The organism is Enterococcus sp. DIV1094 (assembly GCF_017316305.2).
GTDB lineage: Bacteria > Bacillota > Bacilli > Lactobacillales > Enterococcaceae > Enterococcus_B > Enterococcus_B mangumiae.
Genome location: NZ_CP147250.1, coordinates 1,421,132 through 1,435,215 on the forward strand (window position 1 = coordinate 1,421,132; position 14,084 = coordinate 1,435,215).

10 protein-coding genes and 1 riboswitch are annotated in these 14,084 nt (G+C 37.9%); of the genes, 6 read left to right on the top strand and 4 right to left on the bottom strand.

Annotated elements, in window-relative coordinates; genetic code table 11:
• Positions 1-34: 34 nt before the first annotated feature.
• Positions 35-1,474, top strand: coding sequence for a glycoside hydrolase family 1 protein (locus tag DOK79_RS06930; protein ID WP_206854448.1), 1,440 nt, complete (start codon positions 35-37; stop codon positions 1,472-1,474).
• A 258-nt stretch (positions 1,475-1,732) separates the two neighbouring features.
• On the opposite strand, the gene brnQ is transcribed toward DOK79_RS06930, so the two are convergent.
• The 4 genes from brnQ to DOK79_RS06950 all read right to left on the bottom strand — a co-directional run bounded on the left by brnQ (position 1,733) and on the right by DOK79_RS06950 (position 6,772).
• Positions 1,733-3,097 carry a branched-chain amino acid transport system II carrier protein gene (gene brnQ / locus DOK79_RS06935; RefSeq protein WP_206854446.1) on the bottom strand — a complete coding sequence of 455 codons (1,365 nt, stop codon included), beginning with the start codon at positions 3,095-3,097 and terminating at the stop codon, positions 1,733-1,735.
• 371 nt (positions 3,098-3,468) lie between these two features.
• A complete protein-coding gene (locus DOK79_RS06940) occupies positions 3,469-4,209 on the bottom strand; it encodes an amino acid ABC transporter ATP-binding protein (protein ID WP_206854444.1) in 741 nt (246 codons plus the stop codon).
• 12 nt (positions 4,210-4,221) lie between these two features.
• Complete coding sequence (locus DOK79_RS06945; protein ID WP_206854442.1) at positions 4,222-5,817, bottom strand: ABC transporter permease subunit; 1,596 nt, start codon at positions 5,815-5,817, stop codon at positions 4,222-4,224.
• Between the two features lie 212 nt (positions 5,818-6,029).
• A riboswitch (Lysine riboswitch) is annotated at positions 6,030-6,204 on the bottom strand.
• Positions 6,205-6,475: 271 nt separating this feature from the next.
• Positions 6,476-6,772 (bottom strand): hypothetical protein, encoded by a 297-nt coding sequence (locus DOK79_RS06950; RefSeq protein ID WP_206854438.1) that lies wholly within the window; start codon positions 6,770-6,772, stop codon positions 6,476-6,478.
• Positions 6,773-6,948: 176 nt separating this feature from the next.
• Between DOK79_RS06950 and DOK79_RS06955 the strand changes: the two genes are divergently transcribed.
• The 5 genes from DOK79_RS06955 to DOK79_RS06975 all read left to right on the top strand — a co-directional run bounded on the left by DOK79_RS06955 (position 6,949) and on the right by DOK79_RS06975 (position 14,065).
• On the top strand, positions 6,949-7,665 hold the full coding sequence (locus DOK79_RS06955; RefSeq protein WP_206854435.1) for an NAD-dependent protein deacylase: 717 nt from the start codon (positions 6,949-6,951) through the stop codon (positions 7,663-7,665).
• On the top strand, positions 7,662-8,498 hold the full coding sequence (locus DOK79_RS06960; RefSeq protein WP_206854433.1) for a chorismate mutase: 837 nt from the start codon (positions 7,662-7,664) through the stop codon (positions 8,496-8,498). The genes DOK79_RS06955 and DOK79_RS06960 overlap by 4 nt, the downstream gene beginning before the upstream one ends.
• A gap of 4 nt (positions 8,499-8,502) precedes the next feature.
• Positions 8,503-9,030: a transcription repressor NadR gene (locus DOK79_RS06965; protein ID WP_206854431.1), complete on the top strand. Its 528-nt coding sequence runs from the start codon at positions 8,503-8,505 to the stop codon at positions 9,028-9,030.
• A gap of 151 nt (positions 9,031-9,181) precedes the next feature.
• Entirely contained in the window at positions 9,182-10,621 is a 1,440-nt protein-coding gene (locus DOK79_RS06970; RefSeq protein ID WP_206854429.1) for a hypothetical protein, read from the top strand.
• A 78-nt stretch (positions 10,622-10,699) separates the two neighbouring features.
• A complete protein-coding gene (locus DOK79_RS06975) occupies positions 10,700-14,065 on the top strand; it encodes a hypothetical protein (protein ID WP_206854428.1) in 3,366 nt (1,121 codons plus the stop codon).
• The last annotated feature ends 19 nt before the right edge of the window (positions 14,066-14,084 follow it).

The window sequence follows — 14,084 nt, forward strand, 5'->3', positions numbered from 1 at the left end:
AATCATAAAATAGATAAAAGTGAGAGGAAACGATATGAAAAAAAATACTAAGAGATTTCCTGATAATTTTTTTTGGGGCGGTGCTGTGGCAGCCAATCAACTTGAAGGTGCTTATTTAGAAGGCAACAAAGGTTGGAGTGTCGCAGATATCAATCGCTTTAGAGATGATATTGATATTAAAAAGAAAAGCAACAAAGAAATAACGACTGAAGATATTACATTTGCATTGAATGATACAGAAGGTCGCTATCCTAAACGTACAGGAATTGACTTTTATCATACATTTCGTGAAGATCTAGCATTGTTAGCAGAAACAGGAATGAACTCATTTCGAACGTCCATCAGCTGGGCTCGGATTTTCCCTAAAGGGGACGAAGAGGAACCGAATGAGGAAGGATTGCGTTTTTACGATGAGTTGATTGATTGTATTATTGAGAATGGAATGGAACCTTTGATTACGCTCTCTCATTATGAAATGCCGCTTCATTTAACTACAGAGTATAATGGCTGGTCTAACAGAAAATTGATCGATTTCTTTGTTCGATTCGCACGAGTGGTATTTGAGAGATATCAAGGGAAAGTCACTTATTGGATATTAGTCAATCAAATGAATCTTATTACACATGAATCATTCAATCACTTAGGAATTCCAGCAGATTGTGTAGAAAACTTGAAACAAGCAAAATATCAAGGAGTCCATAACGAGTTGGTGGCGTGTGCCCGAGCGATCAAAGAGGGAAAAGCGATCAATCCAGCGTTCCAAATCGGCATGATGTCTTATTATGGAAATGTATATCCAGCGACATGTCATCCATTAGATGTTTTAAGTGCATTGAAGATGAATCAAATGGAATATTTTTACTCAGATGTGCTTGTTCGTGGTGTGTACCCTAAATATGCTTACCGTTTCTTCGAAGAAAATGAGATCGATATCCAATTTGGAGCGACGGATGAGGCTGATTTTAGTCATACTGTTGATTTTGTTTCCTTCTCCTATTACTACACACGTGTGATTCATCATGAGCATACGGATCAGGAAGAACCTGCTACACCAAATCCATATTTGGAGGCAAACGACTGGGGTTGGGCGATTGATCCGATTGGGTTACGAATTGCTTTGAATGAGTACTATGATCGCTACCAATTACCGCTTATGATTACAGAAAACGGTATGGGTTTTTATGAGACATTAAATGAAGACAATACGATCAATGATACCTATCGTATCGAATTTTTGAGAAAGCATATCGAACAGATGAAAGAAGCAATATATGACGGAGTAGAGCTTATTGGTTACTATCCATGGGGACCCATTGACTTGATCAGTTGTTCTTCGTCTGAAATGAGTAAGAGATATGGGTTTGTCTATGTTGATCTTGACGACTGGGGAAATGGAACAGGTCAGCGATATAAAAAGGCAAGCTTTGATTGGTATAAACGAGTAACAACATCAAATGGAGAACTACTAGAATAAAAAGACTGCTCGAATTGTGGGGAGTGAAAATGAATCAATCAGCAAGAAATATGCGTTGATTGGTTCTTTTTTGTCTGAATAAAAAAAGGACCTGCTAGCCGGGGAGCTAGCAGGAAAGGAGTTAAAAATGAAAAAGTGTTGTTAGGGTTGTTTGTTGGTATACTTATATATTAAAGGTGAGTTGTGAATATTTTGTGACGAAAGTTTACCAAAGTTGTTAATTTTTTTATACAAAAAGTTAAACTTCACTTTTTTATGTTAATTTACGATCAAGTCAGAATTCTTTTCATTTTTGAAAAAACTCCAAAGTAACCCGATGACAAACCCGATCAATGCTGGTGTGATCCAGCCCATTCCTAATGAGAAAAATGGCAGGTAGGAATCAGCAAATGATAAGATACCTTTTACGATACTTGTTTGTTTGATTGAATCAGGGCAAGCGTTCAAGCCGTCTACGATGGAAGCAAGCAATGTGAAATAAGTCGTCATCCGATAAACAGAAGTGCGTTGTTTAAACAATGGACCGATCAATACAAGTAAAATCAAGGTCATTGCCAATGGATAAATAAACATCAAGACAGGTAAAGAGAATTGGATGATATTCGTCAACCCTACATTGGCAACTAAACATGCCAGTAAACTTGTTCCGGTAACAAAAAACAAATAGCTACGTTTAGGGAATAACTCAGTAAATGTTTCTGAGAATGCAGTGATCAAGCCAATGCCTGTTTTCAAACAAGCAAGAATCACAATAAACGCTAATAAAATACTACCGTAAGTACCTAAATAGTGATCAGCGATTTGTGCAAGTGCAATACCACCATTAGCACTCATCGGAAATGTTCCGAGGCTCATCGTTCCGACATAAGAAAGCAATGTATAAATGATTCCCATCAAAACAATACTGATTGCGCCTGATTTGATCGTATCTCTTGCGATATCAGAAGGCTTTGTGACACCCATGCCACGAATCGTCGTAACGATGATGATACCAAAGGCCAATGCAGCTAACGCATCTAACGTGTTATATCCTTGCGTAAAACCAGTAAAGAATGCTTGGCTTTGATAATGAGGTTGTACAGGCGCTTCTGCAACTGAGCCAAGTGGATTGATAAAAGCAAGTAATAGCAGGATACCTAGCAAGATCAAGAATGCAGGATTCAAAAACTTACCAACGTAATCTAAAATCTTTGTTGGACGTTTAGAGAACCACCAAGCAGCCAAAAAGAATAAGAAACTAAAAATAGCTAAAAACAATGTTTGATTTTCTGCTGGAATAAAAGGGGCTAAGCCAATTTCAAAAGAAGTAGTCGCTAAACGTGGCAAGGCGAAAAATGGCCCAATAACTAAATAAAGTAAGACAGTAAAAATAAGTGCATAGGTTTTATTGACACGTTGCGCCAATTCATAGACACCAGAGGTCTTTGAAACGCCGATCGCAATGACGCCTAAAAATGGTAACCCGATCCCTGTAGCTAAAAAACCGAGATTTGCCCAGAAGATATCAGCGCCAGCTTCTTGTCCCATATGGACAGGGAATATAAGATTACCGGCACCAAAAAATAGTCCAAATAGCATGGAACCGATGAATAGATTTTCTTTGAATGATAATTTTTTTGACATAGAAAACTCCTTTACTTTTTGTATTTTGTTAAAAGTAACAAATTATGTGATGAATTGCAACAATTTTCTGAAAATTATCGAATTCTCTAGAATATTACTAGACACTAACGAAACGACTCCTAATCTTGTGAGAGAAAGAGATGGCGCGTTTTCGTCCGCTCAAAATAAAAGTTGTTGCCAACGCATCGATACTTTGAGATCAATGTTTTTCTCACACCCACATGTTACGCGAGTTGGTGACGGAGTTCAACCCATGGATTGAGAGTAAACAAAAACAACGCGTATAAAGAAAAACCGCAACTTTTTGAGTAGGTAGACCTTGCTCAAGAAAGTTGCGGCTAGTTGAATACTAAGGGTGATTTGAAGCTTGATTAGTTATTCAAAATACGTGACAAGAATTCTTTCGTACGTGTTTCTTTTGGATGAACGAAGATATCTTCAGGACTTCCTTCTTCTGCAATAACACCTTTATCCATGAAAATCACTCGGTCAGAAACCTCTTTTGCAAATTCCATTTCATGGGTCACGATGATCATTGTCAATCCTGTATGAGCTAGATCCTTGATCGTATTCAATACTTCACCGACCATTTCAGGGTCAAGTGCAGAGGTAGGCTCATCGAAGAGCATCACGTCAGGGTCCATAGATAATGCACGAGCGATCGCCACCCGTTGTTTTTGACCTCCGGATAGTTGAGAAGGTCGAGCCTCGATATATTGTTTCATACCGACTTTTTCTAAGTTTTCGATGGCCACTTTACGCGCATGTTCTTTCTCTCTTTTTAAGACAGTTGTTTGTCCAGACATACAATTTTCCAGGACATTCATATTGTTGAAAAGATTGAAGGATTGGAAAACCATACCGACGTTCGTTCGATATTTTGGTAAATTGTATTTAGGTTCTAAGACGTTTTCGTTGTTATAGATGATCGCGCCACCAGATGGTTTTTCTAGTAAATTGATGCAACGTAAGAACGTTGATTTACCTGAACCAGAGGAACCAATGATCGTTACGACTTCCCCTTTGTTGACGGTCATGCTAATATCTTTCAGCACTTCATTTTCGCCGAATTTTTTACTTAAATGATTGATTTCAATGATATTCTCACTCATAGGACTGCCTCCTTATTCCTGTAGGTTCGCATTGTTGACTTCTTCAATTTTCGTATACGCAGTAGGTCCATCGATTTTCTTCTCGATCACACGTAGGATTCTTGTGATCGTGAAAGTCATGATCAAGTAGATGATCCCGACGATCGTAAATGTTTGGAAGAATTGGAAGTTGGCACCAGATGCAGAGTTTCCTTGGAAGAATAGATCTGCTACACCGATAACACTTAATACTGCGGTGTCTTTGATATTGATAACAAACTCATTACCGGTAGCCGGTAAAATATTTCTCAACACTTGCGGAATCACTACTTTACGCATCGTTTGACTATGGGTCATACCGATAGCTTGAGCTGCTTCAAATTGACCGCCATCTACTGCAAAAATCCCACCACGTACGATTTCAGTCATGTACGCACCTGTATTGATCGAAACGATGAACAAAGCAGCAATCGTACGATCAAGAGAAATACCAAAGGCTAAAGCCAATCCATAGAAGATGACCATCGCTTGAACCATCATCGGTGTGCCACGAAAGACTTCGATATAAACAGATAATAAGAAGTTAGCTACTTTTTGGAAGAAGCGTGTCACTTTATTGTCAGCTTCAGGAATCGAACGAAAGACACCAATCAATAAACCTAATGTTGTTCCTACAACTGTACCGATCAACGCGATAAAGAGCGTTAAGCCAGCTCCACGTAAGAACATATTGCCATATTGGTCCCAAATCGTTTTAAAGTCATGGAACAAGCCGGTTTCTTCTGCATCGCCATCCGTTGAAGCAGGTTGGTCTTCGATTGCTTGGTCCATGATGGCGATGCGATCATCATGCGAGATACCACTTAAGATTTGATTGACTTTTTGGAGATCAGGATCACCTTTACGCATGCCTACAGCTATTTGAACGTCTTCAGGATTTGTTTGGAAGCCATTTGCTTCGTCAAGTTCGAGCATTTTTAAATCGGGGTTGACGCTTGTTGCAGTCACGCCTTCAGGACGTTCACTGACATAACCGTCGATCATTCCAGAAGCAAGTGCTGTCCGCATTGCTGAAAAGTTATCCATTGCTTGTTGTTTATCCACTCCTGGGATTTGGTCGATCACGTTGTAGTGGAAAGTGTTCAATTGTGCGGTGATTTTTGCTCCAGAAAGATCTTCTAAGCTGGTTGCATTCGCAAATTTCCCGTCTTTTTGGACGACGATCACAAGTTCTGATTCATAATAAGGGTCAGTAAAGTCGATTTCTTTTTGGCGTTCTGCCGTTGGACTCATTCCGGCAATGATTGCGTCGATCTTTCCAGATTGAAGGGCAGGTGGTAAACCGTCCCATTTCGTTTGGACAATGACTAGTTCTTTGCCTAACCCTTCGGCTACTTTTTTGGCGATCTGTACATCGTATCCGCCGGCAAAACTGTTTTGTCCTTGAATTGGATAGGCATCATTTGCATCTGTTTGTTGTGACCAGTTAAAAGGTGCATAACCGGCTTCCATTCCAACACGGAATTGATCGCTCGGTGTTTTATCATCTGCATTGACCATAGTGGTCAAGCTAAAGATCGATAGAATAAACGTAAAGATTAGAGTGAGTGTAACTGAATTTTTTTTCATCTGTCTTCTCCTTTTTGTTTGTTCACGCACGTCGTCCTTCAGACATATGCTGATAAGACCAACGTTCGCTCAGCTTCTTTGGCTGATAACCAAAGTGCCTTGACACGAGTGGTCGAATACATGCATTGCAGTTGCTTATCAAGGAGAAATAAAAAACGACCGCTTTGTAGGTACAAAAGGGCCGCTAAATTTCACAGAGTGATAAACCTCTCACAAAACATAGCGCAACTTAGCATCACTGCTAAGACAGTCCGTAAGCTGTTAACTTACGTCCCAACATACTTTTTAAGCAAAAAAAAGCACATTTCGGCGATCCTCCCTAGCCCTGCTTCCACATGTTTGCTTCACTCCACAGGTTTAATGATTCTCGCGACCTCTACCTCATTGATTGAGGCATCTCGTATTCAGTTATTTATACAAAAAATAGTCTACGACAGAGTAGCGTCTTTGTCAATGAGAAACTACGTTTTTACAGAAAAAAGTTGATAAACAAAGAAATATTCTGTTTATTTAATTTTTTTCATGAAAAGAGAAAACTAGAATGTTTCGGAAAAAAGAATAATTATGCATTTTATGCAATTCTTGAAAGAGAGTAAAATAACGAAAAACAGACTGGCTCAACGCTCAGTCTGTTTACTGTTTTATTTGAAAGGAGCATTTAAGCAGCAGCTTTTTTAGGTTCACGACCTAGAATCGCTTGCAAAATAACGGTTACTCCATAAATAGCTAAAACAAGATAGATCAAGCTAGAGTATTGTGTGATCCCCCAGCCCCATGTACGATATACCACTAACGTAATTGCTAGAACAATTGCTGCTAATACATTGAAAAAGGCAAATGCCCATAGATTTCCATTTTCTTTACGAGCGAAATAGAAGATAGAGAAATAAATACTTAATGCTAACCAAGCGATACATGCTAAAATAACGCCCCAATAAATCAAGAATGCGACCATATTGATTCACCTCGTTTCATACTCAAAATATACAGATCATTGGTATTGTAGCACGTTTTCATTGTTTTGTCAGTGATGTTTGTGAGTATTTTCTCAAAAAATATCTTTGGATTTTCATTCGATTAAGGGTACGATTTGTTTTATTTCGATTATAATAGAAGAGAGGTGAGGTACAAATGTTGGAACAAACAATTGAAGAAGCAGCAACAGCCATTATTGAAAGTCAAAAGCTGACTTTTCTAACTGGGGCAGGTGTGTCCACACCTTCAGGCATCCCCGATTACCGTTCGCTAACAGGTGTCTACCAAGGAATTGATCGTCCAGAATACTTATTGAGTCATCAAGCAATGGACGAAGAACCAGAGAAATTTTATTCGTTTCTCAAACATCTTTATCATCCCGAAGCTCAACCCAATATCATCCATCGAGAAATCGTCGAGTTGGCTAAAGAAAAAGAAGTATGGGTCGTTTCGCAAAATATCGATGGCCTGCATGAGAAAGCAGGAAGTAAAAAACTAGTTAATTTTCATGGGAATCTGTATCATTGTTATTGTCGAAACTGCCATCAAGCGGTTGATTGGCGTGATTATCTCATCAGTGACAAACACCAACGATGTGGTGGACAGATTCGACCAGATATTGTGTTATATGGGGAAGGGTTCCAAGATGAAGTATTGGATCAAGCCACTTTTGCCGTTAATCAAGCGGACTTGATCGTGATCATAGGAACAAGTTTTCAAGTCCATCCTTTTTGTGATTTGATCCAGTTTCGTGCGCCTCATGCGAAGCTGTTAGTAATCAATCAAACCCCTGTATATCTATCAGAGATGTATGGATTTGTCCAAACAGATGGAACGAAGGTATTCAAAAAAGTACAGGAGAGTGTAAGATGACAGCTAAAACAGAAAAAGAAAAAATGATTGCAGGCGAACTTTATTTTGCAGGTGATCCGGAATTGGTAGCAGATCGAAAGTTTGCTCGTAGTCAAAGTCAGATCATCAACCAAGCGGAAACAAGTGAACTTCGCAGCCAATTGCTGAAAGAAACATTTGGCGCTACCGGCGAGAAAATTTATATGGAGCCGACGATCAATTTTGATTATGGCTATAATATTTACGTAGGTGAGAATTTTTATGCGAACTTCAACTGTACATTTTTGGATGTCAGTACGATCAAAATTGGTGACAACTGCATGTTTGCCCCAAACGTTCAACTTTATACTGCCACGCATCCGTTGCATCCAGTGAAACGAAATAGCGGGTTAGAATTTGCGAAACCCATCGAGATCGGCAACAATGTTTGGTTAGGTGGCGGCGTGATCATCACACCGGGAGTGACTTTAGGAGACAATGTTGTTGTTGGCGCAGGAGCAGTCGTTACCAAATCGTTTCCAGATAATGTGGTCATTGCTGGAAATCCGGCACGGATCATCAAACGAATCGATGAGCCAATGCCTGAGGAGTCATTAGAGGAGTTAAGACAATCGATTGATCAAATCGACCACCAACTTGTAGAACTACTTGAAAAGAGAATGTCTGCGGTCACAAAGATCGCCGATGTGAAACAAGCGACGAATCAAGCAGTTTACGATGAAAAAAGAGAACAACAAGTACTGGATAAAGTTGCCAGTTGGTTAAAAACACCAGAATACAGTGAGACGATCTTAGCTACTTATGCAGATATCATGAAGCACTCACGCAACTATCAAAATAAACGAATGGAGTAGAGCGATGATTGAAGGAGAAACTCGCCGAAAAGAAATCATTGAAACACTAGCCAATGCAGATAAGCCTGTCAGTGCCAGTAAGTTTGCCACACGCTTTGGTGTCAGTCGACAAATCATCGTAGGCGATATTGCGTTATTACGAGCGGCAGGAGAAGGAATCGTGGCAACGGCCAGAGGGTATCTTCTGGAAGATGAACAAGATCAAGCAGGACTTATCAGTAAAATTGCGGTACAACACCAACGGGAACAAACAGAAGAAGAGCTGCAATTGATCGTGGCCCACGGTGGAGAAATCTTAGATGTCATCGTTGAGCATCCGCTATATGGCGAACTGACAGGAATGCTTCATATCAAGACGGAAGAAGATATTCGTTCATTTATGAAACGTTATCGGAAAAGTCAGGCTTCGTTATTGTCTGAATTAACAGATGGAATCCATTTGCATACAATACGTTATTCAAATGAGCAAGTATTGCAACAAATCAAACAAGGATTAGCAGAAGCGGGCATCTTGTTCGAAGAGAATCAATAATTTATTTTATGAGATTGAGATTGAAGTGTTTTTACTTCTGTCTCAATCTCATTTTTTCTTTATTTATAAAATAATTGATTGATGCGATGGCAAAATGTTAACTATACTGAACAGAAAAGCTACAAATACTTTTATTGAAAGAGGGGAAAAAATGCTTCAAGGAACAAATCAAAAAATAATTCTTTGCTTTGGAGTAGATGAAAGTAATTTAGAACAACAGCTGGATGACAGAGAACTAAGGAAAAAAACAAATCCGTATGATCCATTAGTCTATACGGAAGAGCTGGTCGACCATCTGATCCAACAACCTTTTGAGAATTTCACTCTTCAATCTAAAGAGTTGATTGACCAAATAAAAGAAGTAAGCAACTATCCACTATGGGAAGATATCCAAGCCATCATGATTGATGATCCAAGGTTTCAGTTACACAGGATCTACTCGGAACAGTTTCTTGAGGAGTATCAACAATACAAGGAAACGGAACAATTTGCCAATCATCCACTGAAGAATACGTTGATGTATAGTTTACGAATGCAATTATTAAAAAACACAGAATTATTAATGATTGAAGTTGCGAAAAAGCGAAGTGATCTTGTCATCTGGATGCCTCTAGATTCTTATTGTGGAAATTTTTCAGCGACGATCGAAGGGAAGCAAAACGGATATACAGATTTTACGTTACGCAGTTTATATCATGAAAAAGACAAGCTCAAAGCTTCAATTGTCTTTTGGGAGAATGGACAAATCGTCCCAGCTCCTTGGGAAAGGGGAAGAAATGCTAGATTATGGAGAAGTTGTGTAGAGAATGATTGGAGAAAATCATCGAATATTTCCACTTCTGAAAGGAATCTTCTAATCTACGGCTTACGAGTAGCACGTATCCACTTTAACTATGAAGATCAGGTTTTACTGAAGCACTTCAACTATAAGGAGATAAATGATTTTAATATCGATAAGTATAATGATATTTTAATGGAGAGTATTTTTGAACAGTTAAAACATTGTCCTACAGAAAAAAGTAGAGAAGAATTTTTTAGTAATTGGATTTATTACATACCTGAAAAAGACCGCTATTTACCATTGTGGGAAACCTATTATCGCGTTACAAAGACGATTGAAAAATTCCAATTAAAAAATATTTTTAAAAAAGTCATTTCAGAAGACTATACTCAATTTGATTGTCCAGAGATCAGGCAACACTTCATAAAAAAAGGTTGCAAAATAGGGCTAGAACTTACTTTGTTGACTGGAAATATAACGATTATCTTTCTGCGAGATGAACTTTGTGACTTAAGAGTAGTCAAAAAAGTCTCCAGTATTACTGGAAGTGAACTCCGATACATGTATCGAAACTGGGAGCGATTCAAGCATCAAGTCGTCTTTATCGAAAACAAAAAATTTGTCCCTCCTCCATGGGAAGATGATACTAAATTATGGGCGACATATAAGCCTAAGTCGAGAAGTGCAACTCAAAAAGAAGCGTGTACGCCTAAGGATAAAAAAGATTTTAAGCAAATAAAAGGATATGCCCAGACAACTATTCGCTCGCAAAGTAAACAAAGAATCAGTGTAAAGGAGCATTGTCGCTGACTTAAAATCAAATCATACATATGCGTAGATACAATTGAAACAAACAAATGAAAAATAACAATAATTTGGAGGTTGTCTATGTCGGATCAAACAACGAATGATTTAAAAAAAAGAATAGATATGCTAGCTTTGACATTATCTTTAAAAAATAATGATCAAAGTTTTGGTAGTAACGGAGATTATACTTTACTCTTTTCAACGTATATTCAAATGTTGAAGCATGATCAAGATGATTTTTTTCTTGAAATAGAAAACAGAAAAAAAGTCATCCAATCGTTGGAACGGACTAAATCATTTTATCAATTTGAGAAGAAAGAACAGCTGCAAGAACTATTCGAAAAAATGGGTAATAATGATTCGACTGATTTTATGATTTTCCCTTCCAAATGTTATATGGATGGAGGGAGAGAAGCGCACACAATCGGTTTAACCGTGTATAAAAAAAATGATGAGTTTATCGTGGTAGGGACTGACAAAGTTAAATTTTTCCATGAGGAAAATGTCTTTTATTATAAAGTTCCTAAGACAAAAATCGATCAATTGAGTAAACTATTTTTCATAGAGCGTAGCCAAGAATATCGAAAAGCAGCTTCTGTATTAGAAGATTTGGAGACTCTTTCAACTAAAGGTGTAAAAAAAATCTCAAGTATGTCATTTAAGGATCAAACTGTTGCAAATTGTACGGTGACAGAAATCGAAGCAACATTACGGACGACTTTATTCAATTGTAGAACTGATATTTTTTCTTTAGATGATACTCAAATAGTAACACCAAAATGGCACCCGAGACGCCCAGACTCCACTTTAGAGATGCGTAGAAGATTTGCGACTGCTTTAAAGGGTCCAAATCCAGAGTGGAATCAACAGGTGGATCATATTTTTGACTATTATTTATGTCGAAAAACGCTGTTTGGAAAGTATCCTTTACCTGGTATCGATCGAAAAGCGACTTGGTGGTATCAAAGAATCAAGTTTCTTTTTAAGTATGACCCTTATATTGTAGAAATAAGAAAAGGTAGCAGTCAGCTTCCGCATGTGGAAGAAGAGGAAGTACAAAAGACTTTAAATAAGAAAATTGAACCATTAGGTATTTTGCATGGACATAAGCTGACAGAACTCGAATTTAGTTTACTGAGAGAAACACACCTATCAAATAAAAGAACTATTGACATCATCAATGCTCGACTGCCCTTTATCCAAATACCAACAGCCAAGGAGATTGCTCAACGAACAATTGTCGCTTGGGAAACAAAGAATCTTGAAATCGAAGCTGAAATAAAGCGCAGAAAAGAGATTGGAAAAGAGACGCCAGAGTCAGTAGTTTCTACCAGAGATCTAATGCTTTTGGATCAACTTCCACCGATTCATCCCGAAGATTTTGAGTTGAAGAAAGTAGTTATTTTTGGGGAGGATCAAGAGAAAGCGCAATTAGTCGGAAATCTAGATAACTTGATAGAGCGAAAACAGCTTTTCCCATATGATCCAAAATATTATACAGAAGAAATGTATAAAATGTTAACAGCGTCTATGTTCAAGGAAAGTGACGTAAAAACTCCTGCTTTTCATAAAATAATAAATAATGCAACACAGGAGTATAGTTTTTGGAAAGAGATCAGTCAGGTCGTAACTTCAGAATCAGGGTTGCGATTAATTGATCTTTATCCCCCACAAATGAGGGGGATTTGGCGTCAATACGAACAAATAAAAAGATTTGCAAATCAACCGGTAATTGAGTATATGGAGGACAGAGGTAAAGTACCTTTAATGAATCGTGCAGAATCCATTTTCATTGCCGTCTCAAAAATATATGAGGATTTTGAAATTTGGGTGCCATTGGATTCCCGTATTAAACAAATCGATCAGACAATCAATGGAGAACGAAATGATGTATTCGATATTAGCTTACGGGAGTTATATCATCAACGAAACCGGATCAAAGCAGAAGTTGTTTTTTTTGAAAATGGGCAAAGAGTTGCCCCACCTTGGGAACTAAAACCAGAACGGTGGAAGTCATGCCAAAAAGATCACATCGACAGACTCAATGAAATCAGTCATATTGAAAAAACAGTACTTGTTTATGGGACGCCAGAAGCACGAGAGATGCTTAGCAATAATCATTTCCTCATAAAAAATATTCAAGGTAGATCGATCGTTGAAATGGATGTAGATAGATACAGTAAATTAGTTGTAGATACATTTTTTGAAAGAGCTAAAGAGCAAAGGGATAAGGGGGAATTTAAGAACTTTTTGGAGAATTGGCACAGATTAGTAGCAAATGAAAATGATTTTCCTTTATTAGGAAAGTACTATCATATTTCACAAGCTCATGAAAAACTTCAATTGAAGACAATTTTCGATCCCAATAATTTTGAGGAATACCAAAAGTATACAAAAGCCGAGATACAAGAGAAATTTGCAAATAAAGGACGGAAAATAGGACTCGAAATGGTGGCTGCCACGTCAGATATGCTCATTTATTTTCCATTAGACTCTGTAAATATGTTTGACGTTGTACATAAAAAAGAAAATAGCACAGGCAGTGACCTTCGCTATCTTTATCGAAATTGGGATCGCTTTAAAGAAAAAGTCGTATTTATCAAGGAGGAGAAATTAGTGAAAGCACCTTGGGAAGAGAAACACGAAATATGGAAAAACTATGTACCAAAATCAATCAACAAGAATACCCCTTCATATGTTGAGTCTTCCGATACAGTAGCACCCCAAAAAGCAACGTTGGAAGTCCTGCAACCGCTAAGTGAAGAATCCAAAAAATATGATGGGACATTCACTACGATAGATAAGATAAAACTACAAAAAGCCAACGTGTTACTAAATGATTCGCTCGAGGATTTCAATCGAGCTGTTACCCAATCAACCACTGTAGTAAAAGAAGATCAGGTGGTAGTAACTTCAATGAATTCAATTGAAAAAACAAGTAAAATCGATAGTCCAAAAAGTCATTTGACTGAGGAAGGAATCATCCAGAATAAGAAAGAGCATGTGCATCAAACAATGACTGAAATTAAGACGTTCGAAAATATAAGCACTACGATCGAAACAATAACCCCTAAAGCGACTCCTGAACTGAATAGGAGCCAACCAAAAAAAACGATAGAAGTACTTATGGCACATGCTACTAATCAATCGACGGAAAGAAGCCAAGTGCATCAACTCAGAATGACAGAACCAACTGATCATCGAACGAAAATGAGTAATCATGCTAATAAGAAGACTAATTATTTTAGCGAGATTGCATCTCTTATCAATCGTCCGGTAAAAAAAAGAGCAAACATGCCTACAAAAAATGTTGCGAATGAGAAAAAGGATAAAGGGAAATTTAGAATGGACACATTGTTAACTTGTTTTCAACCAACTAAATATAAAAAGAAACATGCAACTCAACAAGCAACAAAATATCCGCACAAGACAATGGCGGAACGTTGATTAACCGAGGCTTTATCCT

Bases quoted from the DNA above. Each gene is read 5' to 3' on its own strand.
- DOK79_RS06930 (WP_206854448.1), top strand. From the start codon at position 35: ATGAAAAAAAATACTAAGAGATTTCCTGATAATTTTTTTTGGGGCGGT.
- brnQ (WP_206854446.1), bottom strand. From the start codon at position 3,097: ATGTCAAAAAAATTATCATTCAAAGAAAATCTATTCATCGGTTCCATG.
- DOK79_RS06940 (WP_206854444.1), bottom strand. From the start codon at position 4,209: ATGAGTGAGAATATCATTGAAATCAATCATTTAAGTAAAAAATTCGGC.
- DOK79_RS06945 (WP_206854442.1), bottom strand. From the start codon at position 5,817: ATGAAAAAAAATTCAGTTACACTCACTCTAATCTTTACGTTTATTCTA.
- DOK79_RS06950 (WP_206854438.1), bottom strand. From the start codon at position 6,772: ATGGTCGCATTCTTGATTTATTGGGGCGTTATTTTAGCATGTATCGCT.
- DOK79_RS06955 (WP_206854435.1), top strand. From the start codon at position 6,949: ATGTTGGAACAAACAATTGAAGAAGCAGCAACAGCCATTATTGAAAGT.
- DOK79_RS06960 (WP_206854433.1), top strand. From the start codon at position 7,662: ATGACAGCTAAAACAGAAAAAGAAAAAATGATTGCAGGCGAACTTTAT.
- DOK79_RS06965 (WP_206854431.1), top strand. From the start codon at position 8,503: ATGATTGAAGGAGAAACTCGCCGAAAAGAAATCATTGAAACACTAGCC.
- DOK79_RS06970 (WP_206854429.1), top strand. From the start codon at position 9,182: ATGCTTCAAGGAACAAATCAAAAAATAATTCTTTGCTTTGGAGTAGAT.
- DOK79_RS06975 (WP_206854428.1), top strand. From the start codon at position 10,700: ATGTCGGATCAAACAACGAATGATTTAAAAAAAAGAATAGATATGCTA.